This is a genomic window from Synechococcus sp. CCY9202 (genome assembly GCF_034931685.1).
Lineage (GTDB): Bacteria > Cyanobacteriota > Cyanobacteriia > PCC-6307 > Cyanobiaceae > CBW1002.
Window position 1 is genome coordinate 1 of sequence record NZ_JAYGID010000032.1, and the last position, 21,752, is coordinate 21,752.

A 21,752-nucleotide genomic window follows, 5' to 3' on the forward strand; every position below is an offset into this window, starting at 1 on the left:
CAAAATCGAGCAGTTCGTGGCGGCCTACAACAAGACCAAGGCGCCGTTCAACTGGACCGCGACGGCGGACTCAATACTTGAAAAGCTCCAGCGACTTTGCTCACAAATCTCCGGGACGGCACACTAGATTGATGCCATGAATGATTCGCGCATCACCTACAACCCTGCACAATGCGGCGGCAAGCCATGCATCCGGGGGATGCGGATCCGCGTGAGCGATGTGCTTGATCTCTACGCGGCCGGTCTCAGCCCCGACCAGATCCTTGCCGAGCTACCGGATCTTGAGCCCGAAGATCTACAGGCTGCTCTCACCTATGCCGCTCGCGAATTGGATCACCCGGTTCTGGTGGCCTGATTCTCTGGCTTGATGCCCAGCTCTCGCCAGCCCTGGCGACCTGGATCATGGCGCAATGGCCTCACATCCAAGCCGTGCCTGTCAGGAATCTCGGCCTCAGAGATGCCGAAGACCGTGACATCTTCGCCCACGCGAAGACCGCAGGTGCCGTTGTGATGACGAAAGATCGCGACTTCCTCGCTCTTCTCTTCAAGCAAGGCCCCCCACCACAGGTGATCTGGCTTCGTGTGGGAAACACTTCCAACAAGGCTCTTCAAGCAGTCCTGCTGCGAACGCTTGATCAGGCCATCACCAGCCTTCATGAAGGAGAGCCATGGGTAGAAGTTCGCTCATCTGCCTGACGACGCCCTCTTCTCCCCCACCACCCGCACCCGCGACCTGGCCCTGGGCCCCTCCCTGTTCCTCTGGGAGAGCCAGAGCATCACCACAGCCGCCTCCCCCAGCGGCCAGCGGTACATCCACCACGAGACGCGGGGTTCACGGGTGCTGCTGTACTGCTTCGCAGAAGCCTGTGGCTACGTGCGCGAGCACCGCAGGCAGGGCACAGTCACCGAGCCGTTCCGGTGTCTGGGTTTTGCCCGCTGCGAGAGCCACGAAGGGGAGAGGCCGATGGCGATTCGGTGGCGGTTGGAGAGGCTGATACCGGCGGCGTGGATGCCGGCCATGGCGTTGGCGGTTTGAGGGGGGGGGGGGGAACGCTTCAGAAGATAAAGAAGAAGGCGCCTTGTCACCTCCATGGCTGCTGCCACGTTTTGATGCACCTAAACTGATTGGAACGTGGTAAATGGACAGGCGGGTTTGATGAAGGGGGAACTGACTGCCGTGATTGAGCCAGCTCCGGAGGGTGGCTTCTGGGCGATCTGTCTGGAGATTCCCGGCGCGAATGGCCAGGGAGAAACCATGGAGGAAACAAGAAAGGATCTGCAGGCCGCTATTCAGCTTCTCCTCGAGGATCGTGAGGCTGATATCAGCCGTGGCCTGCCACCTGATGCCGTGCGCATGCCCCTGCAGATCGGATGAAACGCCGCGATCTGGAACGGCGTCTTCGCATGGCTGGGAGCGACTGGAGCCAAGGAAGCCATCCCAAGACACAACGAAATCAAAGAACCGCTGGCCCGAAAGATTCTCGCCAGCCTCGGTGCGAGTTGAGGGCTGTATCACTGCTGAGCAGAAGTCTTGCGGTTTCGGCAGCTTCACAGACGACGCCCCCTGGATCCACCGCGAAGTCGTCCTCTGGCACGAACCCAGCCAGTGCGATCTGCTGTTCGTGACCCTCAACACGAGCGAAGCCCTTTTCTCCCCCTCCACCCGCTACCGCGACCTGGCCCTGGGCCCCTCGCTGTTTCACTGGTAGAGCCAGGAAGGGGAGCGGCCGATGGCGATTCGATGGCGGTTGGAACGGGCGATACCGTCGGGGTGGATGCAGGGGATGGGGTTGGCGGTTTAGCGTTCGAGCAACTGCCGATCGCCTCCCCCATCTCCTGCGCAATGGCTGAGACCGCCGACGACCTGATCCGCCTGCTCAGAGAGCACGCGCCCGATTGGAGTGAGCGCTTCGGTGTGCGCAGCCTCCGCATCTTCGGCTCATGGGCACGGGGATCGGCCACTCCAGAAAGCGATGTGGATCTGCTGGTGGCGTTTGCAGCCCCCTCCACTGCCAGGCGGTTCTACGGCCTGCAGGTGTTTCTGGAGGATCTTCTCGGAAGGTCCGTTGACCTGGTGACGGAACAGGCCCTCAGGCAGGAATTGCGGCAGAGCGTGGAGGCTGATGCCATCAACATCTGATCACCCGTCTGGTCGTGACTGGCGGCTCTGTGCAAAAGACATGGATCAATTTGCACGACGAGCCGTCGACTACTGCACTGGCCTGAACCGCGACCAGTTCGCCCAAAACCAACTGATTCAGGACGCATTTCTCCGCAACATCGAGCTCATCGGCGAAGCAGCAGCCCGCATCCCGCCTGAGGTAAGGCTTGGCCATCCAGAGATCGCCTGGCGGGAGATCGTGGCCATGCGCAACCAGCTGATCCATGGCTACCTCGGTGTCGACCTTGATGTGGTCTGGGATGTCGTGCAAGTGGAGCTGCCTCTGCTCATCACTCAGCTTGAGGTCGTGCTGGCCTGAGACGATCAGCATTCCCATTCATGGCCTGGGTCGCGCTCTGGCGAGTCCCCCTGCACGACGACCCCCATGGATCCACCGCGAAGGCGTCCGCTGGCATGAACCCAGCCACACCGACCTGCTGTTCGTGCCGCTGCTTGGCCCTGGTCCCTCCCTGTTCCCTCGGGAGAGCCAGAGCACCATCCACCAGATCGGGGCAGAGGGGCGGAAAACCCTGGCGCTCGGCCGGGGTCAGGGCCTGCCAGCGCTCCAGCCGCACCGCACTGCCATCCGGGCTCAGCACGGAGCCATCGGGCAGCAGGAAACCCGTGGAGCTGTCGAACACGCACCAGCCCGGCTGGCTGCTGGCCCACAGACCCAGCTGCACAGCCAGCTCGTTGTTGCGCCGTCCGGTTTCGCCGCACAGAGATCAGCGAACTGGGCCGGCGTGAGCCGCAGCGCTGCGCTGAGTTGGCGAGGCAGAATGAGCATGGCCCTCAGGCAGGGTTCAGGTGGCCGCCGCCCTCAACCCTCGCCCAGCAACTGCTTCACAAGCGCGACCAGCTCCTTCTTCGTGAAACTCTCCAGGGGAGGAGGGGGCGGGGTGACGCCATGGTGCTCCAGAACCTTGGCCAGAGAAGCCTTCTGCAGCTTCGAGTAGCCCTTGATCCCGTGGTCCCTGCAGAGCCGCTTCAGGCTCGCCACAGACTGCTTCAGGAAACTGCCCTTCCCCAGCAGGGCGTTCCTGGGCTGAGCTCCTGCCGCCTCGGGATCCTGCAGGGACTGCAGGGCCGTTCCAGTCCGCTGGAGATGGGCGCCCACCCGCCGGTACACCCTGGCATCGGTGCCCGCCAGGTCCCGGTTGGTCTGCTCGAGAAGATCGGCGATCGACGGACCCGTGCTCATGGCGTTTCGCCGAGTTGCTTGGAGGGATTCCGCACCGCATCTGCTTCTGAAGCCAACGCCGCGGCCCTGGCCTTCACCGTGCGCCAGCGCTTGGCCTGCTCGATCAAGCGGCGGAACATCTCCACGAGCCAGAAGCCGCTCTGGTGCTCGCTCTCGTCAATGAGCCCCACCATCGCATCGCCCGTTTCCTCCAGTTCGCGGATCACGGTGCCGAGCCTGGCGTTCAGGGCATGGAGCCGGGCCTTGGCCCGGGCCTCGTCGGCCAGATCCGCCTCCAGCTCCACCAGTTCGCGCTGAAGCTCGGCGATCACCACCCCCCGCCGGTCGCTCTGGGCCTTGAGGATCCCCCGTGAGCGGTTGGCCGAGACGAGGGCTGCGCGGCATTCCTGGTATGTCGTCTCAAGAGCCTCCGCATCGGGCGTGACCGGAAACTCCGTGGCCGAGCGAAGAGGCACCGGGATTCGTGCAGCTGGCTTCAGGTTGCCCAATCCTGGCGGGTCTTGCCGTGCCTCTTCACGCAGCACGGACCCAGCCAGACCATCCTGGTCCGAACCTGGTCCGAACGATGGGAACGCGATCGTCAGCCCCTGGCTGTGCAGGCTGGTGGGGTGATGGCGCACAATGCCGCCCACGTTCCGCTCCGGCGCCGTCTGCCTGAAGAGCCGCCGATGACCAGGCCCGCCACACACCGGCTGGAGACGTTCAGCCGCTTTCTGCTGCGCGGCCTGCGCATCGGCGCCAGCACGGTGTCGGTCGTTGAGCTGCTCCACAACGACTGGACCGGCGGCATCAGTGCCGGGCTGGCCTGGCTGGTGTTTCTGCAGGTGGAGCGGCGGCTGCCGCCTCTCCCTGCGGATCCTGAGGAGTGATCTGCCGTTCGCGGTGGCCGGTGGAAGGATCCAGCTCCCGGCTGAACCGCCACTCCGGCAGCAGGCCCACCACCAGCTCGGCCGTGGTGCGCACCAGGCTGAGGCACAGATCATCACCGGCTTTCAACCGCAGCGGCACCACCTTCATGGGCGCGGCGCCCCCACCTGGAGGCCCTTCTTCCACCAGCCGCGAATGCTGGCTCAACGGTGCCCTTCACCCGGAGAAAGACCGGCTGTGGCAAGCCATCGGCTCCGGCCGGCTGCTCGCCACGCGACCTGGCCCAGGTTGGCAACGGAGAAGCGGAAAGCCCTGTCGCCGAAGCCCACGTTCACGTCATCGTCAGCCACCGCTGAACGACGGCCAGCGCCAGGCGCCCCGCTCCAGGGTGGTCTGCCCCTGCACCACCGTGGCGCCGAGCTCCCGCTGCAGCCGCACGTGGCTGCAGCGCTCCTGAGCGGCGAGCGCGGCGATCAGCTCCGGGGCATGGGCGATCACCCACACCTGCGTACGGTCCGCCGCTGAACGGATCAGCCGCGCCAGCGGCGCCAGCAGATCGGGGTGAAGGCTGCTCTCCGGTTCGTTGAGCACCAGCAGCGGCGGCAGGCGCGGGCTGAACAGAGCCACCGTCAGCAGGATGTAGCGCAGCGTGCCGTCCGAGAGTTCCGCGGCATCCAGCGGCCGCAGCAGGCCCGGCTGATGGAAGCGCAGCCGGAACAGCCCCTCCCCCGTGCTCACGCTCAGATGGCACCCAGGGAAGGCATCCTCGATCGCCTGCTGCAACCCTTCGCCGTCGCCGTTCTCCAGGATGGTCTGCACCGCCGCCGGCAGGTCGCCGCCGTCACCGGCCAGGGCGAAGCAGCGGGTGCCCACCCTTGGCTGCCGCGCCGGCGCGCCGGCATCGGTGCGGAAGCTTTCGTAGAAGCGCCAGCTGAGGATCTGCTCACGCAGCAGGTGCACCTCAGGCTGCTCCTGCGGATCGGCGCCGCTGTGGAACAGGCTCCGGTCGGGATCGGCCTGCCCGCGCGAGCGGCTGAGCACGGCGCGGGGGTGGAAGCTGCCGCCGGCCCAGATCCATTCCCCCTTCAGGGCCGGATCGAGCGCGAAGGCCGTCTGCCGCTCCTGGGGGTAGCCCAGCTCGATCGCATAGGAGAAGGGATCGGCCGAAAAGCCCAGGCGCAGCCGCACCGGTGCCTGGCGCGGCCCCCCCTGCACCGGCTGCTCCCCCTGCCGCATCTGGCGGCTCAGCCGTTCAGGGCCGGCCCACAGCACCGCCGGCAGGCCGCCCTCCCGGGCCAGGGCCCCCACCATCTCGCCACGGGCCGCGGACACGATCAGGCTCAGGGCCCGGTAGAGATTCGACTTGCCGCTGCCGTTGGCCCCAGTCACCAGCGTCAGCCGGTCGAGGGGGAGCACCACGTTCTGCAGCGAGCGGTAGCCACTCACCGCGAGATGGCGGATCGTCATCGTGGCGGCAGCGGCGGTCAGGACGGGGTCATTCCCCGTCGCCCAGGTAGATCAGCGAATCCCCGTGCACCCACAGCACCCGGCCGCTCTGGCCCGGGTAGCCCACGCGGCACCAGGTGCCCTGGCTGTTCGAGGTGCAGGAGAGCTTGTCGAGGGTTTCGCCCGACACGCCCATGCCGGCGATCGCCGCGCCGAAACTGGGCTGGGCGTAGAGGGTCACCGTGTTCTGGCCGTGCCCGTTGAGCTTCACCTTGCTATGGCCGCTGTGATCCACGGCTGCCGCCGGCTGGCTGCGCACGCTCGACACCGAGATCCGGTTGCCATCGCCGCCCTGCTCCACCAGCTCGAAGCTGTGATGGCCGCTCATCAGCCAGGGGCGTCCCTGCTCATCGCGCATCGGGCGCCTGTCGGTGGTGGGAGGCCCGGCCGGCACGAAGCGGTAGATGGCGCCGGCGCTGAAGCTGATCTCAAAGCCTCCCTTGCGCCAGGGCTGGATCGTGCAGGTCTGCTTGCTGTCGTTCATCCAGCAGTCGACGGTCTGGGCCGCGGCCACCGGGTGCTGGAGAGCCAGGGGCGCGGCGATGCAGCCGGCGCTGAGGAGAGCGAGGGTGAGGGCGCGACGGAGACGCATGGAGGGATGGTGGAACGTTGGCATTGTCGGCCTTGGGCGCTTCAGCGCTTCCGGCCGGCCAGGCTCACCGCAGCACTCACACCGGATATGGCGATCAGGGCGTAGGTGATGGGGATCAGGGCGAATGGCTCGCGCAGGATCCCGTTCTCGTCAATCCTCTGGCCCTGCAGCTGGTACGCCGTGCCGGTGGCCACGGCCCCGGCCAGGGCGAGCACGGCGATCAGAGTGGGGAGCTTCATGGGGGCATCCTGCCGCTTGCGTACGCCAGCGCTGTGCGTCCAGTGTGTTGCGCTGAACCCCGCTCACCTGGCTGATCTCGATCTGGCGCTGGCCCGGCGGGAAGCCGCCACCTTGATCAGCGTGGATCGTCCGTCGCCTGCAGCAGCTGGCCGAGCGGGTGCTGCCCTGAGTGCTCCCTACGACGAACAGCTGTAGTGCGACACGCCCCCGGCGTTGAAGAATTCCCGGGGCTTCAGGCGGTCGTACCTCGCCTCCAGCTCCGGAGGCAGCTCGTCGTAGGGATGGCGGAACACCTCCTGCAGTTCCCTCACCAGGCTGAAATCACCTTCCGCAGCCTTCTCATAAGCCGGGGCGATCAGCCACTCGCGCCAGGTGATCGCCGGGTTCACCCGCTTCATCGCGGCGGCTGTCGCCTCGAGGTCACCGCCTGCCGTGAGGCGCTCCCGCCAGCGTTGCAGCCAGTGGGTCCATTGCGCATCGAGCTGCTCGGAGCTGGGCAGGTAGAAGCTCTCCTGCAAGCTTGCGAGTTGCTCGGGAATCTCGGACAGCCTGCGGAAGAAGATCGTGAAGTCCACCTTGGAGAGCACCAGCAGCTCCAGCAGCTCGTTCACGAGCGCGGCGTCGTAGGTGGCCAGGCCCAGCTTCCGGGTCCACATCGCCTCGAGCTCCTGCTGCATCGCTGCGGCGAACCCGTCGCGGATCGCATCCAGCCTTGCCTGTGCCTCGGTGTTGCCCTCGAGCAGCAGCCGAATGGCGGCCCAGAACATCTGGTAGTTGGCTTCGGCGGCCACCGGTTGGTTGAAGAAGCAGAAATGCTCGCCGCCGCCGGTCCAGGGCTGAAAGCGCGGATCAAAGCGTTCGCAGAAGCCGAACGGGCCGTAGTCGAGCGTGTAGCCACCGGCGGCGCAGTTGTCGCTGTTGAAATTGCCCTGGCAGTAGCCCACCCGCATCCAGTGGGCCACCAGGGAAGTAAGCCGCCCGCGGAACAATCGCGCCAGCTCCACCACCTGATCGCTGAACTCCAGAGCCGGATCAATCTCCGGCCGGTAGTTCCGCTCGATCAGGTGCGCCACGATCATCCGCAGCTCGTTCCGTGCATCCGGGTGCGCACCGCTGCGGGCGCGACGGGCGAACAGTTCCAGCTGGCCGACCCGCAGAAACGAGGGGGCCACGCGGGTGGTGATCGCCGCTGGGTTGTCCACCAGGATGTCGGGATCGAACGACCGGGAGTTCGGGGAATACCAGGGCCGGCGCACCGTTTCGGCCCGCGACATGTACAGCGTCAGCGAGCGGGAGGTGGGAACCCCCAGGGCGTGCATGAACTCCTGCGCCAGAAACTCGCGCACGCTGGAGCGGAGCACGGCGCGTCCATCAGCGCCGCGGCAGTAAGGCGTGGGGCCACCGCCTTTGAGTTGCATCTCCCAGCGTTTGCCCTTGAACACACCTTCAAACACGGAAATGGCCCGGCCATCGCCGTAGCCGTTGCCGGTGCCGAACGGGCACTGCTGGATGTATTCGGTGCCGTAGATCGAGAGGGCATAACCGGTGGCCCAGCCAAACGGTCGCATCGGCTCCCGCGCCACGCTGATGTCGCCGGAAAACAGACGGCGGAACTGGTCGTCGTGGGCCAGCTCATCACTCAGGCCCAGGTCGTGGAACAGGGTTCTGCTGTGCGCCACCACCTCCGGCGCGGGAATCGCCGTGGGTGTGACCGGCACGTAATGACCGGAGAACACCTGGCGGGGCTGGTGATCGTGGCCGTCGCCGCTGGCCTGAGGATCCGGCTGCAGTGCATCCAGCAGCGAATAGTCGGCCCCTTGGGCAAACTCCGCGAAGGTGGTGGTCGTCACTCCTTTCGTCACTGTTGTCGGCACTGGTCTCTCGGGGTGTTGAGCCGCCTGGGCATGGCCCTGACGCTGAGGTCATCATCCTGGCGAGCCCGCCGCCATCAGCGGCGGCCCTGCAGGTGTCACGCCGTCTGAGGGTGCGTTCGCGCTTGAACCCGCCTCAGCAGCCTGGCGGCTGCGCGTCCAGGAAGGCGATCACCTCATCGCACCAGCGGATCCACTCCTGTTCGTAAAGGATGCCGCGGCGCAGGGTGAGATAGCGGAACTGCTCCTGCAAGGGCAACGCGGCGTGGGCCAGGACCTCCGCTTCGTGTTCCTGGTAGGAGGCCAGCTGCTGGCCATGGATGGCGCGACGGCGCTGCACTTCCTCCAGCAGTTGCGTGCGCGATCCGTACGGACCACCCAGCACCCGCACCAGCAGGTCCTCCCGGATCGGGGTGGGCCATGTGGGCTCCGCCGACCAGCGGCTCAGTTCCTGTCGGCCCGTCTCGGTGATGGCGTAGACCTTGCGGTCGGGCTTTCCCAGCTGCGGCACCACCTGGCAGCAGACCCACCCCTGCTGCTCCATCTTTCCCAGCTCCCGGTAGATCTGCTGTTGGGTGGCCTTCCAGTAGCAGACGACGGTTTCCTCGAACTGCTTGCTGATGTCGTAGCCGCTGGCGGGCTTCTCACTCAGCACCGTGAGGATCGTGTGAGCCAGGGCCATGGGGAACGATCGGCAGCGGTGCTGGGCCTTCCGATCTTCCTCCCGCACCCCCGTCGCGACCACTGGGACGACCACCGAGGCGACGACGGCAGCGCGCAGGCGCGGTTGACCTAGTCAACTTGTTGTGCATACACTTTCGCGAATACCCAACGCGTTGCCTAGCAACGTTGGTCTCACCGCCGTGCCGCCATGGATTCCGCCTCCGGTGCCCTGCCTGCTCCAGGCGCCCACGCGCCGCCGCAGCTGCGGCACCCGGCCCTGCGGCAACTGCTGCAGCATCTACCCTCCCGCCAGCTGCGCTGGCTGCTGCCACTCACCGCCGCCATGGGCCTCGCCCTGGCCGTCGCCCAGCGTCCCCGTCCGCCTGTGGCCAGGGCCCTGCCCGTGTCCGTGGTCACGGCACAGCCTGTGAGTCAGTACCGCACCAGCCGGGAGTACAGCGGCGAGGTGGTGGCCGGCCGCCGCAGCAGCCTCGGCTTCGAGCTCGCCGGCACCGTGGCCCAGGTGCTGGTGGAAGAGGGGGATCCGGTGCTGGACGGCCAGCCGCTGGCCCGCCTCGACAACCGCCGGCTGCTGGCTCAGCGCCAGCAGCTGCTGGCGCAGCAGCGCACCGCCCGGGCCGCCGTGCAGGAAGTGCGCCAGCAGCTCACCCTGGCGGAGCTGCAGCGGGAACGCCGCCGCAAGCTCCATGCCCAGGGGGCGATCTCCCTCGAAGACCTCGACCAGCAGATCTATGGCGCCGCGGCACTGGTCAGCCGCCTCGATCAGGCCGACAGCCAGGTCGATGACCTCAGCGCCCGCCTGCGCCAGATCGATGTCGACCTGGCCCGCAGCGTGCTCGTGGCCCCCTTCGCCGCCACGGTCAGCGAGCGCCTGATTGATGAGGGTGTGGTGGTGAGTGGCGGCCAGGCACTGCTCACCCTGGTGGAAGCCGCCCCCCGTGAACTGCGCGTAGGGGTGCCTCCGGACGTCGCCCAGGTCCTGCGGGTGGGCGAAAGCCACCCTGTGAGCGTGGGCGACCGCCGCCTCACGGCCACGATCAGCGCCGTGCTGCCGCAACTCGATGCCGGCAGCCGCACGGCCACGGTGGTCCTGCGGTTGCCGGCAGCGGATCTGCCGGTGGGAGCGACGGCCCGCCTCTCCTTGCAGCGCAGCGAACGGGGGGCGGGCTTCTGGCTGCCCACCGACGCCCTGGTGGCAGCGGAACGGGGCCTCTGGTCGGTCTTCGTGCTCGTGCCCGCTTCGACGACCCAAGGCAAGGCGGCTGCAGCGCAAGGCCCACAACCGGCACGGCAGGTGGCCCGGCGCCTGGTGGAGATGGTGCACACCGAAGGCGATCGCTCGCTGGTGCGCGGCACCCTTCGCCCCGGTGAACAGGTGATCGCCACCGGCACCCATCGCGTCGTGCCGGGCCAATGGGTGCAGGCAGCGATCTGATGCTCGATCTCTTTCATCGCAACCGGCAGCTGCTGCTGCTCACCCTGCTGCTGGTGGTGGTCTGGGGGTTGTCGTCGCTGCTCACCCTGCCGCGGCTGGAGGATCCGCTGATCACCCAGCGCAATGCCCTGGTGATCACCGCCCTGCCGGGGGCCACGCCGGAGCGGGTCGAATCGCTGCTCACCGAACCACTCGAAGATGCCCTGCTGGAACTGCAGGAGGTGGACCATCTCGACTCCACCTCGTCCGCCGGCACCTCAGTGATCGCCGTGGCTCTGAAGGATTCGATCCGAGATGTGGAGCCGGCCTGGAGCAAGGTGCGCAGCAAGCTCGACAATGCCACCCCCCTGCTGCCGCCAGAGGCCTCAGGTCCGGAATTCCGCGACGGCAACATCGGCGCCAGTGCCCTGATCGTCGGGCTCACCTGGGACCTGCCCGGACCCGCCAATCTGGGGCTGCTGGCCCGCCTGGCGGAGGATCTGGAAACCCGCCTGCGCGCCCTTCCCGGCACCGACAAACTGGAACTCAGCGGCGAGCCAGACGAGGAGATCCAGGTGGCGATCGGTGCCCGGGACCTGGCCCGACTCGGGCTCACGGCCCAGGGCCTCTCCGAGCGCATCGCCGCCAGTGATGCCAAGGAGGCGGCCGGGCAGGTGCGGGGCGCTCGCAGCGCGCTGCTGCTCCAGGTGGATGGCGCCCTGGATTCGCTGGAGCGCATCCGCGCCATCCCCGTGCAAACGGGCGCCGATGGCGCCAGCACCCGCCTGGGGCAGGTGGCGGCGGTGAGCAGGGGCGTGCGCAGCCCCGCCAGTCGGCTGGCGCTGGTGCACGGCCATCCCGCCGTGGTGGTGTCGGCCACGGTGGCCTCCGGTGAACGTGTGGACCGCTGGGCGCAGCAGGCGCGCGCGCAGCTGGAGGAGGTTCGCGCAGCCCTGCCCGAAGGCCTCGGGCTGCACACGGTGCTGGATCAGAGCCGCTACGTGCAGGAGCGCCTCGATGGTGTGATCGGCAACCTGATCACCGGCGCGCTGATGGTGGTGGCCGTGTCGGTGCTGATGCTCGGTGGCCGGGCGGCGCTGGTGGTGGGGACGGCCCTGCCCCTCGCCGCCCTGATGGTGTTCGGCTGGATGCGGCTCCTGGCGATTCCTCTGCATCAGATGTCAGCCACCGGCCTGGTGATCGCTCTGGGGCTGCTGATCGACAACGCCATCGTGGTGGTCGATGAGATGCAGCAACGCCTGCGCAGCGGTGCCTCCGCCGGCGCCGCGGTGCGTCAGTCGGTGGGCTACCTGCTGGTGCCGATGCTGGCCGCCACGCTCACCACGGTGCTGGCCTTCGTGCCGATCGCCACCTCACCGGGGGCCACCGGGGAATTCATCGGCACGATCGGCCTCACGGTGATCCTGGCGCTGGCCAGTTCCCTGTTCCTCTCCCTCACTGTGATCCCGGCGCTCACCGCCCGTCTGCAGCACTGGCGGCCTCTGGGGCCACGGGCGCGCTGGTGGGAGCAGGGGCTGTCGCTGCCCCTGCTCGCGACCCGATACCGCCGCACCGTGCAGCACGCCCTGCGGCATCCCTGGCAGGGGGTGGCCCTGTCGCTGGTGCTGCCGGTGCTCGGCTTCGTGGCCTTCGGCAGCCTCGAGCAGCAGTTCTTTCCGCCCACCAACCGCGACCAGTTCCAGATCGAGATGCGCCTGCCGCAGCAGAGCACCCTGGACCGCACCGAAGCGCTGGCGTTGGCCGCCCGCCAGCGCCTGCGCGAGCATCCCGGCGTCGCCGATGTGCACTGGTTCCTGGGCGAGAGCGCGCCGCCGTTCTTCTACAACGTGGTCGCCTCCCAGGAGAACGCGCCCCATTACGCCCAGGGCCTGGTGCAGCTTCACAGCACCGCTCGCCTCCGCGACACCCTTCGCTCCCTTCAGGAGAGCCTGGACCGGACCTTCCCGGAAGCGCAGATGCTGGTCAAGCAGCTGGAGCAGGGTCCGCCCTTCGAGGCACCGATCGAGCTGCGCCTGCAGGGCCCCGACCTGACGCAGCTGCGGCAGATCGGTGATGAGCTGCGGCAGCGCCTGGCGCAACAGGCGGCGGTGACCCACACGAGTGCGAGCCTCAGCGAAGCCCTGCCCCGTCTGGCCCTGGCGGTGGATGAACAGCAGGCCCAGCGCAGCGGCCTCAACAACCGCGCCATCGCCCGGCAACTGCAGGCCGGCCTCGAAGGGGTCGTGGGCGGTTCGATCCTCGAAGGCGTCACCAGCCTGCCGGTGCGGGTGCAGGTGGCCGAAGCCCAGCGGGAGGATCTTCAGCAGATGGCCTCCCTGGATGTGGTGTCTCCCAGCAGTGGCGACAGCCTGCCGCTCTCGGCCCTGGCACGCCTGCGGCTGGAACCGGAGCTGGCCTCCATCGATCGGCGTGACGGGCAGCGCATCAACACCGTGCAGGCCTTTCTTTCCGCCGGGTCGCTGCCCGATGCCGTGCTGGGCGGGTTCCGGCAGCAGCTGGACCAGGAGGGTTGGCAACTGCCGGCCGGGGTGACGCTGTCCTACGGCGGTGAAGCCGATGCCCGCGGTGATGCCATCGCCAACCTGCTCTCCACGGTGGGGGTGCTGACGATCCTGATGACCGCCACCCTGGTGCTGTCGTTCCGCTCCTTCCGCCTGGCGGCTCTGATCGCCTCGGTGGCGTTGCTGTCGGTCGGTCTGGCGGCCCTGGCCCTGAAGCTGAGCGGATCGTTGTTCGGCTTCACCGCCATCCTGGGCACGCTCGGCCTGATCGGCCTGGCGATCAACGACGCGATCGTGGTGCTCAACGCCATCCGCACCGATCCACTCGCCGCCAGCGGCGACCCTGCCGCCACCACCACCGTTGTGCTGCACGCCACCCGCCACGTGATCACCACCACGCTCACCACCGTGACCGGCTTCCTGCCGCTGATGCTGGATCCCACCGGCTTCTGGCCGCCGCTGGCGATCGCGGTGTCGGGCGGTCTGCTGGGGGCCACCGCCCTGGCCCTGTTCTATGTGCCGGCCGCCCACAGCCTGCTGATGCGGGGCACGCTGTGTCCAGTGCCCACAACAGCGTCCGCAGCACCGCAAGCGCGATCATCACGGTTGGTGAAACCGCATCATCCACGTGAACGAAGCCGTGGATCAGCTGATGCTCTGGGAAGGAAACCAGAATGACCTTCGCACCCTCCTTCGCCATCTCCTGGATTCATTCAGCAGCAGCCGATCCCTGCGGAGTTCAATCCGCAGCTGGCGGTGGCGGTGTGACATCGAGGCTGGCCACGGTGACGGGATCCAGGGGGATGATCACTTCTTCGTCAACGACGTCCTGGAGGAGTTCTACCGGCTGCTGGGCCTGATGGGCGGGCGTTCCTCCGGCGCCAGGTAGGCGCCGATCGCGCGAAAGATGTCATCAGCTGAGTTGCGGTACGCACCGCTGGAGTCAAAGGCCTCCTCGTCGAAGGTGACCGCCACCGCAATCGCGATCTTCTGCGAGGGCAGGTAGGCCATCACCCCGGCCTGTCCAGAGAACAGCGGGTTCTGCAGCAGCCAGGGGCCCGAGAGGACGATCCCGATCCCATAGGTGTAGAAGTCGTTGAGGGTGGCGCAGGTCGCACAGCCCTCGATCGGCTTGCCGAAGCCCCGAAGCTTCGGAGCGATCTGCTGCCTGTGGGTCTCCGGCGACAACAGCCGACCCGTCCCGATCGCCTCGGCGGACGTCGCCATGTCGTGGATGGTGGTGTACTGGACCGCTCCGCGGCTGAGAGTCCACGACGGGTTCCAGTAGGTCGACTCCTCGTAGAAGCGCGTTCCTGGGGCGATGCCGAGGGCCTGGCGCCGTTCCGACGAGAAGGCGTGAAGCACCGGCGGCGCGATCACGGGCGTGCCGCCGGGATCCCGGGTGTTACGGATGTTCAGGGGTCCGAAGATCCGCTCCTGCATCAGCACGGGCATGGTCTTGCCCGTGATTCTCTCCAGCGCCAGACCGAGGAGAACGTAATTCGTGTGCGCGTAATTCCAGCTCGTTCCGGGCTCGTACCAGAGCGTCTGAAGGTTCGCGTAGGAGAGCAGATCCTGTACCGAAAACTGACGGAACGGGTTTTCGAGCAGAGCCTGGACGAACGCGTCGTTGCCGATCACGTAGTCGCGGTAGCCGGAGGTCATCTGGGCGAGCTGGCCGAGCGTGACCCGATCCGCATTCGGGATGTCCGGCAGCCAGGTCGAGAGCTTGTCGTCGAGACGCACCTTGTGCTCGTCGACCAGTTGCAGCAGCAGCGTCGCCACGTAGGAGATGGCGACCGCACCGTTGCGGAAATGCATGCCCTCCGTGGCGGGCACGCCCGTGATCGACTCGCCCATCGCCTCGGTGACAACCTCCTTGCCGTCGATCGTGACGCGCACAATCACCGCCCGCAGGTGATCAACAGCCATACGGTTGCGAACGATCCGCAGGATGGCGGCCGCCTGGGGCGAATCCGCCGCGGCTGCCTCGCTGGCCTGCATGGCCCAGACGGGGTCAGCTCCGCTCAGGCAGAACGCGAGCACACCGCCCAGGACGCGCCTGGCCCGTAGGGCGAACCAGCGGCCATCCATACCCGCTCGAGCAGGAAGAGGCAACGCTACGTCGCCTTGTCGCTTCATCGAGAAACCACCGGGATCCATCACGATCGGGCTGGGCGAATCATGCCTTGCATGGACCACTGCGCATCGGATCAAGCGACGTGACCTTGACCGACGCCAAGGAAGATCCTGCACAGCCTGGGTGCAGCTTCGCAGGAATCTCCAGCTTCGATGAGGCGACGCGTTGTGACGTGTGCTTCGTCACCCTCAAGAAGAGCGAGCGGCTGCTGGGAGAGCCAGAGCCTCACCCGCGAATCCTCATCCACGGGGCAGTGCTGGATCCACCACCTTGAGCGCGGCAGGCGGGTGCCCCCCTACCAGGAAGTTGACGCCAGCTTCAGCCGATTGCTTCGGCGTTCGATCCGGAGCCGGAGTCGGAGTCGGCGGTGGAGGTGGCGGTGGCGATTAAAACGATCCCTTCCGTCTGAACACCCAGGGCCTGGTGATCCCTCCAGGCACCTGCCACACACCATGACGATGCCGGGAGGCCCGGTACTCAGCGTCGAGATACTCCTTGGTGTCGCACTGGCCCAGGTACTTGCGGTAAGCGAAGGCCTGGCCGTCTTCCACCAGCGCCAGACCCAGGTTGATCGCGCCGATCACTTCGGCCACGGTGCGGCCGTAGCGGTCAGTTGCTTTCACCGCCAGCGCCACCGGCGTGCCGATCGGCAGACGCATCTGCAGGTACCGGCGGGCCTGAGGGCCGTAGGGGCTCTGATCCATCTCCGGTGCATCGATGCAGGCCAGCCGCACCGTGATCACCCGGCCGGCCTGCTTGACACGGATCGTGTCGCCATCGCCGATCGAGAGCACCGTGGCACGACTGATCGGGGGCTGAGCCGTCTGGGCGCCGGCCAACGGCATCAACAGGGTGACCAACCCCAGAAGGCCAGGCAGTGGAAGAAGGGTGCGGGCCATCGCCACAGTCTGGATGTCAGGCATGTACCGCGATTGCCCGAGGCCGTCGCCCGTCCGATCGTGAATCCATCGAAATCGGAAGACTCCAGACCATGGATGACACCCCACCCCAGCAACAGCCAGGAGTGCGCTGACGATCCGGCCCCTGCTCCATCACTTTCAACGGATCACTGGCTTCCCTGGCATGTGTCAACGTCGCCGTCCATGGCACCCGTCCATGGCACCCGTCCATGGCACCGTTCACGAGCCCGGCCCAGAAGCCACCGCTCCAGCTAGGTGCCCAGGATCCGACGGGAAGCCCCACTGGATCTCTGGCCCCAGGTGCCAGCGTCAGGAGCTCCGCTCACACCATCCTCCATCCAAGCTCGGTGGCGGTGAGCTGCAAGCCAGTCGTGTGTTGTTGCAGAGCCGGATTCTGCACACCCAGGGAGTGCGCGGCACCCCACAATGCCGTCACAACGAACCGACACCCATGCGTGCGCAGCCATCGGGTCTCTCCCTGCTGAACCGAATCGCGCGGGTGCTGCTGTGCCTGGTGTTCATCCATGCGGTGATCGGCAAGCTGACGGGCTTCACCGGCGTGGCTGGTGCCATTGCCGCCAAGGGATTGCCGCTGGCACCGTTGTTGCTGGGGATCGCCATGGCCTTGATGGCCGTAGGCTCAGTGCTGGTGATCAGCGGCTGGAAAGCACGACTGGGAGCGGTGCTGCTGCTGGTGTTTCTTGTACCCACCACGCTGCTCTTCCACGCTGATGTGAATGACAGCGGCGAGCGGATTCAGCTGCTCAAGAACCTGGCGATCATGGGTGGTCTTCTGCTGGTGGCTGATCAGCACAACAAAGGCTGAACAGCTGCCAAGCCCTGCGACCGGAGCGATGGAGCCAGGGAAGGAATTGCCCCAGAGTTGGAAATCGGAAAACCCCTAGGCTGTGCCCAGGGGTTGTCAGGAATTCATGCCAGGGCGAAGCTCTGGAAGATCAGCGGGAGTTCGTCGGTGCCAGATCGCTGGGGCGGCTGAGCACAAAGGTCACCATCCCGGTGAGAACCACGACCAGAGCAATCAGGCCGGTGATGGCAGCGGTGTAATCGGTACTCATGATGATCAACCCAGACCGATCTGGGACAGGATGCCCTGGCCGGTGAGCAGCTCGGTGCCCAGGCCGATCACGAAACCGAGCATGGCCAGGCGGCCGTTCCAGGTCTCGGCGAAGGCCACAAAGCCGAAGCGGGTCGAAGAGTCAGTCATGGGTATTGCGGTTTGTTTCGTGAATTGTAACAGATTTTGAAGCGATCGGGTCGGAGCCTGTCTGATCTGGCCGGCCCCGATCAGAAGCCCTTGCTAGGTCTTGAGGGCATCCGCCAGGTCTGAGCCATGACCGGAATCCGCAACGTCTGGCTTGTGATGGCCGCTGGCCTGGCCTTCTCCCTGTCAGCGCCTGGATCGGGGCTGGCCAGGCCGAATCCAGGCGGTCTTGGGGGTCCTGCTTCAGGAGCTGGACTGGCTCCCGGTGCTGGGTTCGGAGCGGCAGGGGCAGGACTGGATCGAGAACCCGGAGTGGGTGCCGGTGGTTTCGGTGGGCCGGCCTCGGGTGCGGGTGTCTTGCCGGGGGCCGGTTTCGGTGAGGCTGGCGCTGGGCTGGAGCGGCGTCCGCTCGGCAATCCCGGTGGTGCTGGTGGGCCTGCATCCGGTGCCGGTGTTCTTCCTGGTGCTGGCTTCGGAGCTCCGGGGGCTGGTCTCTACAGACGCTGAAACGCTGTGGCCAGCCCTTTCCCCTCCTGGTGGGCCGGGTTTGCTTCCCCTGCTGCAACCCGAAACGTTGTCTGACGATCGCGGGGTCTATGGCCTCGCAGAGCTGCGGGCCCATGCGGAAGACAGCGCCAATCCGGGTTGAGGCAAGCCGGCTCTTGCGTACCTTCAATCGCTTCATGCTCCTTCCGCGACCCGCTCCTCTGCGCGCGTTGCTCCTCAGGGGTCTGATTCCCTGGGCTCCCCGTCTCCCCCATCTCGCGCTTCGTCGCATTCCGGTGGCAGCCAGCCACATGGCGGCCAGCCGCTGGCTTGGCTGCGAGGGATGAAGCGTCTCATCAGCGGCACCGTCTCGATCCCCGCACCCGGGAGAACGGTGTCTCCGCTGGTTGCAGTGTCTCACCGAGCGGTTGATGGAGCAGCTCACCGCTTCCGACCGGCTGACAATCGTGAGTTTCGACGATGCCGGGGCGGTGGCCGTGGCCGTGGCCGTGGTGGTGGTGCCGTCGCGCCCGGCCGGTGATTCAGAGCCCTTCTTCGCCGCGATCAACACCCTCAACTGCGGTGGCGGCAGCTCTGGGGCAGAGCCTGGCCCTCCTCCCATTCCTCGCGCCCGTACAACGCACCCTCCAGGAGCTGCGCATCGCCTCCCTGGATTGTGACCACTGACATCCTCTGTGAGCAGGCCCGCGCAGGCGGACCCATAGGCTCTGAGCACCTCCGCAGCACTCCCTTGTCTGACCGTTCGTTCCACTACGAGCCGCTGGAGCGGTTCGGAGAAGGACTCACCACCAGCCGACCCTGGAATGCAGCAGCGTTGGCAGGCGTGGAGCGGCTCAATGGCCGCGTCGCCATGCTCGGTTTTGCTGCGGCGGTTGCTGGTGAGTGGATCACGGGTCATGGGCCAGCCGGGCAGGTGTTGGCGCTGCTGCGCTGGTACCTGGGCTGAGAGCCCTCCGCAGACCCATCGTCAGCTGCTCTGTCGGACCCGCTTTACGGCCAGGCCCGCCTCTGCTGCGGTGACGGTGGCCAACAGCACCAGACCGATCAGCCCCACCAACTGGTTCTGAGCCTCGGCTGCCGCATCGGCGTTCTGGCCCAACACGGCTCCAGATACGAACCAGGCGGTGGCGAGAGCTGATGTGATCCAGTATGCCTTCCAGCGGCGTTGATAGAGATAGCCGGCCCCGAGGCCGGGGAGAACATTCAGGACAACCGCCACCCAGCCGGCGGAGGCAGCAAGGATTTGCTCACGGGTCGGCGTCATCGATCAGGGGATGGGTCCTGCACTCTGGCGGCGGAGCGTCAGCCCTGCGGCACCGGCAGCCGCAGGCTGCTCAGCTTCGACAGCCCCACCAGCAGTGCCGAGCACCACCGAGCTTGGTGACGGGGCCGAATTCCACGTTCAGCGCCTCCTCGCCAGCGATCACCCCCTTCACGGGGCAGGCCACGATCACCCGCTTCAGACCCGGTTCGGCGCAGTCGGGCCTAAGGGTTTCGGCTGTCTTGAACCGACCGCTGCAGTCGAGCATCAGGTCGACACCGGCAGCCTTGCAGGGCACGGCGGTGGGATCGGTGTGCTGGTTCATGCACCGATGCGACCGAAGCCGTTGATGCCGATCGTCATCCGGAAGGCACGGGGTGTGCCGACCATAAATCAACTAGAATTGATTAAATAGGTATCGCTATGCACATGAGCTCTCCCGGCGCTGTTGCCCGCTCTTCTCTGCAGGCCGACCAGGCCCGAGCGCTGCTCAAGGCCCTCGCCGATCCCCTGCGCCTGCGGGTGATCGAAACCCTCGGCAGCGGCGAGCGCTGCGTCTGTGATCTCACCACCGACCTCGGCCTGGCCCAGTCGAAGCTCTCCTTCCACCTCAAGGTGCTCAAGCAGGCCGGGCTGCTGGACGACCGTCAGGAGGGCCGCTGGATCTACTACCGCCTGCGCTCTGAAGCGATCGAACAGCTGCGCGGTTGGCTGGCGGAGCTGGGTGCCCAGTGCAGCACGCCCGCTACCCCCTGCCCATGAGCACCATCACACCGGCGATCCAGTGAGCTGAGCACCAGCCGGCCAAGCCATGTCGCCCGGCTGGCCGGTCTCGTGGCTGGTCGGGTGCCCGCTGCCGGGGAGGCCGGTTTCAATACAAATCCGTGCGCCGATCCTTGAGATAGGTGGTGTTTTCTGGATGGCTTGGGCCGTAGTCACCAGGAAGGCAGTCAGCCATCAACAGTGTGGGCTCGGCACGGGCAGCCACCAGAGTGTCGCCGTGGGGCCCGCAAATGATGCTGTTGCCCAGATACGCCGCCTTGACCTGACCATTGACGTGTTCTTCCCCGCAGCGGTTGGCGTAGGCCACGAAGCAGCCGTTCTGGAAGGCATGGGCCGGCACCAGGGTTCTCGAGACATCGGGGTACGGCTGGGTCGTCCGCTGGCCAGTGCTCAGCTCAGCCCAGGTGTCGGCGGCCGTCGGAATCAGAATCAGCTGGGCCCCCTCCAGTGCCAGTCGCCGGGAGAGCTCGGGGAACTCGGCTTCGTAGCAGTTGAGCAAGCCCACGGAGATCCCGTTCACCGGGTGCACCGAAAAGGCAGGGCCCTCTTCAGGATGCAGGTACCCAGGATGCCAGCAGCGTTTTTCATCGGGTCCCCACAGATGGGTTTTTCGGTAGTTGCGTAACAGGCGGCCGCTGTGATCGAACAGGGCAATGGCGTCGTAGAAGCGCTCCTCTCCGGCCACCACAGCCCGTTCCGGATAGGGACAGGCCACCGCCAGCCCGTTCCTGCGGGCGGCTGCCGCCACCCTCTGGAGACTGGTTCCATCCAGCGGCTCCGCCAGCTGCCGGGCCAGATCCGGCGTCACGATGTAACCGCTCAGGTAGAGCTCCGGGAAGGCCAGCAGCTGCACCCCAAGGCTGGCAGCATGGGTACAGACTTGCTCCAGACGCAGGAGGTTCTCCTCCACCGCATCAGCTGTGGCAGCCGAACCCGTGCCTTGCCAGAGACCGAGCCTGATGCCCTCCCCGGCCGCTGGTGGCTGGGTCAGGGTGTAACTGAGCAGGCGATGGTGAGGAACCATGGGCCGATGGGGGGATGCCTTCCGACTTAAATACTGAGACAACCCTGCAGGCAATCTTCAGTGGCCCAGCGCATGCGTTCGTCTCAGCTGGATCTCACGTCCCAGCTTGGCAGCCGCCTCCGTCATCAGAAGCCGGCTGCAGACGTACCCCGCGACCGCCTGAGCGAAGAGGGCTTGCCGGCAGACCTGACCTATCAGCTGGTGCACGACCATCTGATGCTGGATGGCAATGCACGGCTGAATCTGGCCACCTTTGTGGGCACCTGGATGGAGCCCGAGGCGCGGCGCCTGATGGAGGAATGCGCCGACAAGAACATGATCGACAAGGATGAATATCCCCAGACCGCTGAACTCGAGGAGCGTTGTCTGAAGATTCTGGCCGATCTCTGGCATGCGCCCGATCCTGATCAAGCGATTGGTACCTCCACCACAGGCTCCAGTGAAGGCTGCATGCTGGGGGGACTGGCTCTCAAGTGGCGCTGGCGGGAGCGTCGCCGGGGAGCTGGTCTGGACGCCTCGCGCCCCAACCTGGTGATGGGGATCAACACCCAGGTCTGCTGGGAGAAGTTCTGCACCTATTTCGATGTGGAACCGCGGCTGGTGCCCCTGGAGCAGAACCGGTTGCACCTCACTCCCGAGGAAGCCCTGAAGCAATGCGACGAGAACACCATCGGTGTGGTCGGCATCGTGGGCAGCACGTTCGATGGAAGGTACCCGTTCAGGGGCCGTGACGTAGCAGCGCAGCATTCCACCCCTGATCGTTGATCAACGAGCGACCACAGACACCACGATCGATGACAGCCGATTCAGGGATTCGGCAACAGCGATGGCATCTCG

29 protein-coding genes and 3 pseudogenes are annotated in these 21,752 nt (G+C 66.4%); 18 read left to right on the forward strand and 14 right to left on the reverse strand.

Annotated elements, in window-relative coordinates; genetic code table 11:
• From VB777_RS05135 to VB777_RS05170, 8 genes and pseudogenes are all read left to right on the forward strand, one after another.
• Nucleotides 1–127: pseudogene (locus VB777_RS05135) on the forward strand (IS630 family transposase); the annotation flags it as partial.
• Between the two features lie 9 nt (nt 128–136).
• Nucleotides 137–355: a DUF433 domain-containing protein gene (locus VB777_RS05140; RefSeq protein ID WP_322756935.1), complete on the forward strand. Its 219-nt coding sequence runs from the start codon at nt 137–139 to the stop codon at nt 353–355.
• 47 nt (nt 356–402) lie between these two features.
• Nucleotides 403–696 (forward strand): DUF5615 family PIN-like protein, encoded by a 294-nt coding sequence (locus VB777_RS05145; RefSeq protein ID WP_323247488.1) that lies wholly within the window; start codon nt 403–405, stop codon nt 694–696.
• A 1-nt stretch (nt 697) separates the two neighbouring features.
• A pseudogene (locus tag VB777_RS05150) lies at nt 698–1,036 on the forward strand (hypothetical protein); the annotation flags it as partial.
• A gap of 120 nt (nt 1,037–1,156) precedes the next feature.
• Nucleotides 1,157–1,375, forward strand: coding sequence for a type II toxin-antitoxin system HicB family antitoxin (locus VB777_RS05155; RefSeq protein WP_323247490.1), 219 nt, complete (start codon nt 1,157–1,159; stop codon nt 1,373–1,375).
• Nucleotides 1,376–1,484: 109 nt separating this feature from the next.
• Nucleotides 1,485–1,802, forward strand: a pseudogene (locus VB777_RS05160) (hypothetical protein); the annotation flags it as partial.
• On the forward strand, nt 1,742–2,140 hold the full coding sequence (locus tag VB777_RS05165) for a nucleotidyltransferase family protein (protein ID WP_323247492.1): 399 nt from the start codon (nt 1,742–1,744) through the stop codon (nt 2,138–2,140). The pseudogene VB777_RS05160 and the gene VB777_RS05165, both read left to right, overlap by 61 nt.
• A gap of 40 nt (nt 2,141–2,180) precedes the next feature.
• Complete coding sequence (locus VB777_RS05170; protein WP_323247494.1) at nt 2,181–2,480, forward strand: DUF86 domain-containing protein; 300 nt, start codon at nt 2,181–2,183, stop codon at nt 2,478–2,480.
• Here VB777_RS05170 and VB777_RS17360 read toward each other — a convergent pair.
• The 3 genes from VB777_RS17360 to VB777_RS05185 form a co-directional block, all read right to left on the reverse strand.
• Nucleotides 2,452–2,844: a Uma2 family endonuclease gene (locus VB777_RS17360; protein ID WP_416238309.1), complete on the reverse strand. Its 393-nt coding sequence runs from the start codon at nt 2,842–2,844 to the stop codon at nt 2,452–2,454. The genes VB777_RS05170 and VB777_RS17360 overlap by 29 nt on opposite strands.
• Nucleotides 2,845–2,981: 137 nt before the next feature.
• Complete coding sequence (locus tag VB777_RS05180; protein WP_323247496.1) at nt 2,982–3,362, reverse strand: hypothetical protein; 381 nt, start codon at nt 3,360–3,362, stop codon at nt 2,982–2,984.
• Nucleotides 3,359–3,817, reverse strand: coding sequence for a hypothetical protein (locus VB777_RS05185; protein ID WP_323247497.1), 459 nt, complete (start codon nt 3,815–3,817; stop codon nt 3,359–3,361). Before VB777_RS05185 ends, VB777_RS05180 begins: the two co-directional genes overlap by 4 nt.
• 213 nt (nt 3,818–4,030) lie before the next feature.
• Here VB777_RS05185 and VB777_RS05190 point away from each other — a divergent pair, with 213 nt between their 5' ends.
• Complete coding sequence (locus VB777_RS05190) at nt 4,031–4,231, forward strand: hypothetical protein (protein WP_323247498.1); 201 nt, start codon at nt 4,031–4,033, stop codon at nt 4,229–4,231.
• A gap of 340 nt (nt 4,232–4,571) precedes the next feature.
• Here VB777_RS05190 and VB777_RS05195 read toward each other — a convergent pair whose 3' ends face one another.
• The 3 genes from VB777_RS05195 to VB777_RS05205 are packed head-to-tail and all read right to left on the reverse strand — an operon-like array spanning nt 4,572 to nt 6,566.
• Nucleotides 4,572–5,696: an AAA family ATPase gene (locus tag VB777_RS05195; RefSeq protein ID WP_323247500.1), complete on the reverse strand. Its 1,125-nt coding sequence runs from the start codon at nt 5,694–5,696 to the stop codon at nt 4,572–4,574.
• Nucleotides 5,697–5,724: 28 nt separating this feature from the next.
• Complete coding sequence (locus VB777_RS05200) at nt 5,725–6,327, reverse strand: SH3 domain-containing protein (RefSeq protein ID WP_323247502.1); 603 nt, start codon at nt 6,325–6,327, stop codon at nt 5,725–5,727.
• A gap of 41 nt (nt 6,328–6,368) precedes the next feature.
• Nucleotides 6,369–6,566 carry a DUF3955 domain-containing protein gene (locus VB777_RS05205; RefSeq protein WP_323247504.1) on the reverse strand — a complete coding sequence of 66 codons (198 nt, stop codon included), beginning with the start codon at nt 6,564–6,566 and terminating at the stop codon, nt 6,369–6,371.
• 16 nt (nt 6,567–6,582) lie between these two features.
• Between VB777_RS05205 and VB777_RS05210 the strand changes: the two genes are divergently transcribed.
• A complete protein-coding gene (locus VB777_RS05210) occupies nt 6,583–6,762 on the forward strand; it encodes a hypothetical protein (RefSeq protein ID WP_323247506.1) in 180 nt (59 codons plus the stop codon).
• Here VB777_RS05210 and VB777_RS05215 read toward each other — a convergent pair.
• Both VB777_RS05215 and VB777_RS05220 read right to left on the reverse strand, forming a co-directional pair.
• Entirely contained in the window at nt 6,744–8,417 is a 1,674-nt protein-coding gene (locus VB777_RS05215) for a protein adenylyltransferase SelO family protein (protein ID WP_323247508.1), read from the reverse strand. The two genes, VB777_RS05210 and VB777_RS05215, sit on opposite strands and share 19 nt — an antisense overlap.
• Before the next feature lie 157 nt (nt 8,418–8,574).
• Nucleotides 8,575–9,120 (reverse strand): PadR family transcriptional regulator, encoded by a 546-nt coding sequence (locus tag VB777_RS05220; protein WP_323247510.1) that lies wholly within the window; start codon nt 9,118–9,120, stop codon nt 8,575–8,577.
• A gap of 189 nt (nt 9,121–9,309) precedes the next feature.
• Between VB777_RS05220 and VB777_RS05225 the strand changes: the two genes are divergently transcribed.
• Together VB777_RS05225 and VB777_RS05230 are read left to right on the forward strand one after the other, a co-directional pair.
• Nucleotides 9,310–10,557 (forward strand): efflux RND transporter periplasmic adaptor subunit, encoded by a 1,248-nt coding sequence (locus tag VB777_RS05225; protein ID WP_323247512.1) that lies wholly within the window; start codon nt 9,310–9,312, stop codon nt 10,555–10,557.
• Nucleotides 10,557–13,736 carry an efflux RND transporter permease subunit gene (locus VB777_RS05230; RefSeq protein WP_323247515.1) on the forward strand — a complete coding sequence of 1,060 codons (3,180 nt, stop codon included), beginning with the start codon at nt 10,557–10,559 and terminating at the stop codon, nt 13,734–13,736. The genes VB777_RS05225 and VB777_RS05230 overlap by 1 nt, the downstream gene beginning before the upstream one ends.
• 162 nt (nt 13,737–13,898) lie before the next feature.
• Here the strand turns inward: VB777_RS05230 and VB777_RS05235 are convergent, their stop codons facing one another.
• The gene (locus VB777_RS05235) at nt 13,899–15,062 is read right to left on the reverse strand and encodes a serine hydrolase domain-containing protein (RefSeq protein WP_323247518.1); all 1,164 of its coding nucleotides are present in this window, start codon (nt 15,060–15,062) and stop codon (nt 13,899–13,901) included.
• Between the two features lie 522 nt (nt 15,063–15,584).
• Nucleotides 15,585–16,121 carry a thermonuclease family protein gene (locus VB777_RS05240; protein ID WP_322756943.1) on the reverse strand — a complete coding sequence of 179 codons (537 nt, stop codon included), beginning with the start codon at nt 16,119–16,121 and terminating at the stop codon, nt 15,585–15,587.
• Between the two features lie 448 nt (nt 16,122–16,569).
• Between VB777_RS05240 and VB777_RS05245 the strand changes: the two genes are divergently transcribed.
• A complete protein-coding gene (locus tag VB777_RS05245; RefSeq protein WP_322756944.1) occupies nt 16,570–16,944 on the forward strand; it encodes a DoxX family protein in 375 nt (124 codons plus the stop codon).
• A gap of 255 nt (nt 16,945–17,199) precedes the next feature.
• Here VB777_RS05245 and VB777_RS05250 read toward each other — a convergent pair whose 3' ends face one another.
• Entirely contained in the window at nt 17,200–17,343 is a 144-nt protein-coding gene (locus tag VB777_RS05250; RefSeq protein ID WP_197170212.1) for a chlorophyll a/b-binding protein, read from the reverse strand.
• 226 nt (nt 17,344–17,569) lie between these two features.
• Here VB777_RS05250 and VB777_RS05255 point away from each other — a divergent pair, with 226 nt between their 5' ends.
• From VB777_RS05255 to VB777_RS05265, 3 genes are all read left to right on the forward strand, one after another.
• The gene (locus tag VB777_RS05255; RefSeq protein ID WP_197155519.1) at nt 17,570–17,989 is read left to right on the forward strand and encodes a hypothetical protein; all 420 of its coding nucleotides are present in this window, start codon (nt 17,570–17,572) and stop codon (nt 17,987–17,989) included.
• A 244-nt stretch (nt 17,990–18,233) separates the two neighbouring features.
• Complete coding sequence (locus VB777_RS05260; protein WP_323247520.1) at nt 18,234–18,506, forward strand: hypothetical protein; 273 nt, start codon at nt 18,234–18,236, stop codon at nt 18,504–18,506.
• 71 nt (nt 18,507–18,577) lie between these two features.
• Nucleotides 18,578–18,793 (forward strand): chlorophyll a/b-binding protein, encoded by a 216-nt coding sequence (locus tag VB777_RS05265; protein ID WP_323247522.1) that lies wholly within the window; start codon nt 18,578–18,580, stop codon nt 18,791–18,793.
• Between the two features lie 21 nt (nt 18,794–18,814).
• Here the strand turns inward: VB777_RS05265 and VB777_RS05270 are convergent, their stop codons facing one another.
• Nucleotides 18,815–19,111 carry a hypothetical protein gene (locus VB777_RS05270; RefSeq protein ID WP_197155513.1) on the reverse strand — a complete coding sequence of 99 codons (297 nt, stop codon included), beginning with the start codon at nt 19,109–19,111 and terminating at the stop codon, nt 18,815–18,817.
• A gap of 70 nt (nt 19,112–19,181) precedes the next feature.
• Complete coding sequence (locus VB777_RS05275) at nt 19,182–19,433, reverse strand: hypothetical protein (protein ID WP_323247525.1); 252 nt, start codon at nt 19,431–19,433, stop codon at nt 19,182–19,184.
• 104 nt (nt 19,434–19,537) lie between these two features.
• On the opposite strand from VB777_RS05275, the gene VB777_RS05280 reads away from it, so the two are divergent.
• Complete coding sequence (locus VB777_RS05280) at nt 19,538–19,870, forward strand: ArsR/SmtB family transcription factor (protein WP_197155509.1); 333 nt, start codon at nt 19,538–19,540, stop codon at nt 19,868–19,870.
• Nucleotides 19,871–19,979: 109 nt separating this feature from the next.
• On the opposite strand, the gene VB777_RS05285 is transcribed toward VB777_RS05280, so the two are convergent.
• The gene (locus VB777_RS05285) at nt 19,980–20,915 is read right to left on the reverse strand and encodes a carbon-nitrogen hydrolase family protein (RefSeq protein ID WP_322756947.1); all 936 of its coding nucleotides are present in this window, start codon (nt 20,913–20,915) and stop codon (nt 19,980–19,982) included.
• Between the two features lie 72 nt (nt 20,916–20,987).
• On the opposite strand from VB777_RS05285, the gene VB777_RS05290 reads away from it, so the two are divergent.
• Nucleotides 20,988–21,680, forward strand: coding sequence for a pyridoxal-dependent decarboxylase (locus VB777_RS05290; protein WP_323247529.1), 693 nt, complete (start codon nt 20,988–20,990; stop codon nt 21,678–21,680).
• Nucleotides 21,681–21,752: the final 72 nt, after the last annotated feature.

Coding starts and splice junctions, on each gene's coding strand:
- VB777_RS05245 (WP_322756944.1), top strand. CDS start 16,570: ATGCGTGCGCAGCCATCGGGTCTCTCCCTGCTGAACCGAATCGCGCGG.
- VB777_RS05230 (WP_323247515.1), top strand. CDS start 10,557: ATGCTCGATCTCTTTCATCGCAACCGGCAGCTGCTGCTGCTCACCCTG.
- VB777_RS05200 (WP_323247502.1), bottom strand. CDS start 6,327: ATGCGTCTCCGTCGCGCCCTCACCCTCGCTCTCCTCAGCGCCGGCTGC.
- VB777_RS05170 (WP_323247494.1), top strand. CDS start 2,181: ATGGATCAATTTGCACGACGAGCCGTCGACTACTGCACTGGCCTGAAC.
- VB777_RS05155 (WP_323247490.1), top strand. CDS start 1,157: ATGAAGGGGGAACTGACTGCCGTGATTGAGCCAGCTCCGGAGGGTGGC.
- VB777_RS05195 (WP_323247500.1), bottom strand. CDS start 5,696: ATGACGATCCGCCATCTCGCGGTGAGTGGCTACCGCTCGCTGCAGAAC.
- VB777_RS05165 (WP_323247492.1), top strand. CDS start 1,742: ATGGCGGTTGGAACGGGCGATACCGTCGGGGTGGATGCAGGGGATGGG.
- VB777_RS05285 (WP_322756947.1), bottom strand. CDS start 20,915: ATGGTTCCTCACCATCGCCTGCTCAGTTACACCCTGACCCAGCCACCA.
- VB777_RS05145 (WP_323247488.1), top strand. CDS start 403: ATGGCGCAATGGCCTCACATCCAAGCCGTGCCTGTCAGGAATCTCGGC.
- VB777_RS05270 (WP_197155513.1), bottom strand. CDS start 19,111: ATGACGCCGACCCGTGAGCAAATCCTTGCTGCCTCCGCCGGCTGGGTG.
- VB777_RS05250 (WP_197170212.1), bottom strand. CDS start 17,343: ATGACTGACTCTTCGACCCGCTTCGGCTTTGTGGCCTTCGCCGAGACC.
- VB777_RS05225 (WP_323247512.1), top strand. CDS start 9,310: ATGGATTCCGCCTCCGGTGCCCTGCCTGCTCCAGGCGCCCACGCGCCG.
- VB777_RS05240 (WP_322756943.1), bottom strand. CDS start 16,121: ATGCCTGACATCCAGACTGTGGCGATGGCCCGCACCCTTCTTCCACTG.
- VB777_RS05180 (WP_323247496.1), bottom strand. CDS start 3,362: ATGAGCACGGGTCCGTCGATCGCCGATCTTCTCGAGCAGACCAACCGG.
- VB777_RS05235 (WP_323247518.1), bottom strand. CDS start 15,062: ATGCAGGCCAGCGAGGCAGCCGCGGCGGATTCGCCCCAGGCGGCCGCC.
- VB777_RS05140 (WP_322756935.1), top strand. CDS start 137: ATGAATGATTCGCGCATCACCTACAACCCTGCACAATGCGGCGGCAAG.
- VB777_RS05280 (WP_197155509.1), top strand. CDS start 19,538: ATGAGCTCTCCCGGCGCTGTTGCCCGCTCTTCTCTGCAGGCCGACCAG.
- VB777_RS05275 (WP_323247525.1), bottom strand. CDS start 19,433: ATGAACCAGCACACCGATCCCACCGCCGTGCCCTGCAAGGCTGCCGGT.
- VB777_RS05220 (WP_323247510.1), bottom strand. CDS start 9,120: ATGGCCCTGGCTCACACGATCCTCACGGTGCTGAGTGAGAAGCCCGCC.
- VB777_RS05290 (WP_323247529.1), top strand. CDS start 20,988: ATGCGTTCGTCTCAGCTGGATCTCACGTCCCAGCTTGGCAGCCGCCTC.
- VB777_RS05205 (WP_323247504.1), bottom strand. CDS start 6,566: ATGAAGCTCCCCACTCTGATCGCCGTGCTCGCCCTGGCCGGGGCCGTG.
- VB777_RS05190 (WP_323247498.1), top strand. CDS start 4,031: ATGACCAGGCCCGCCACACACCGGCTGGAGACGTTCAGCCGCTTTCTG.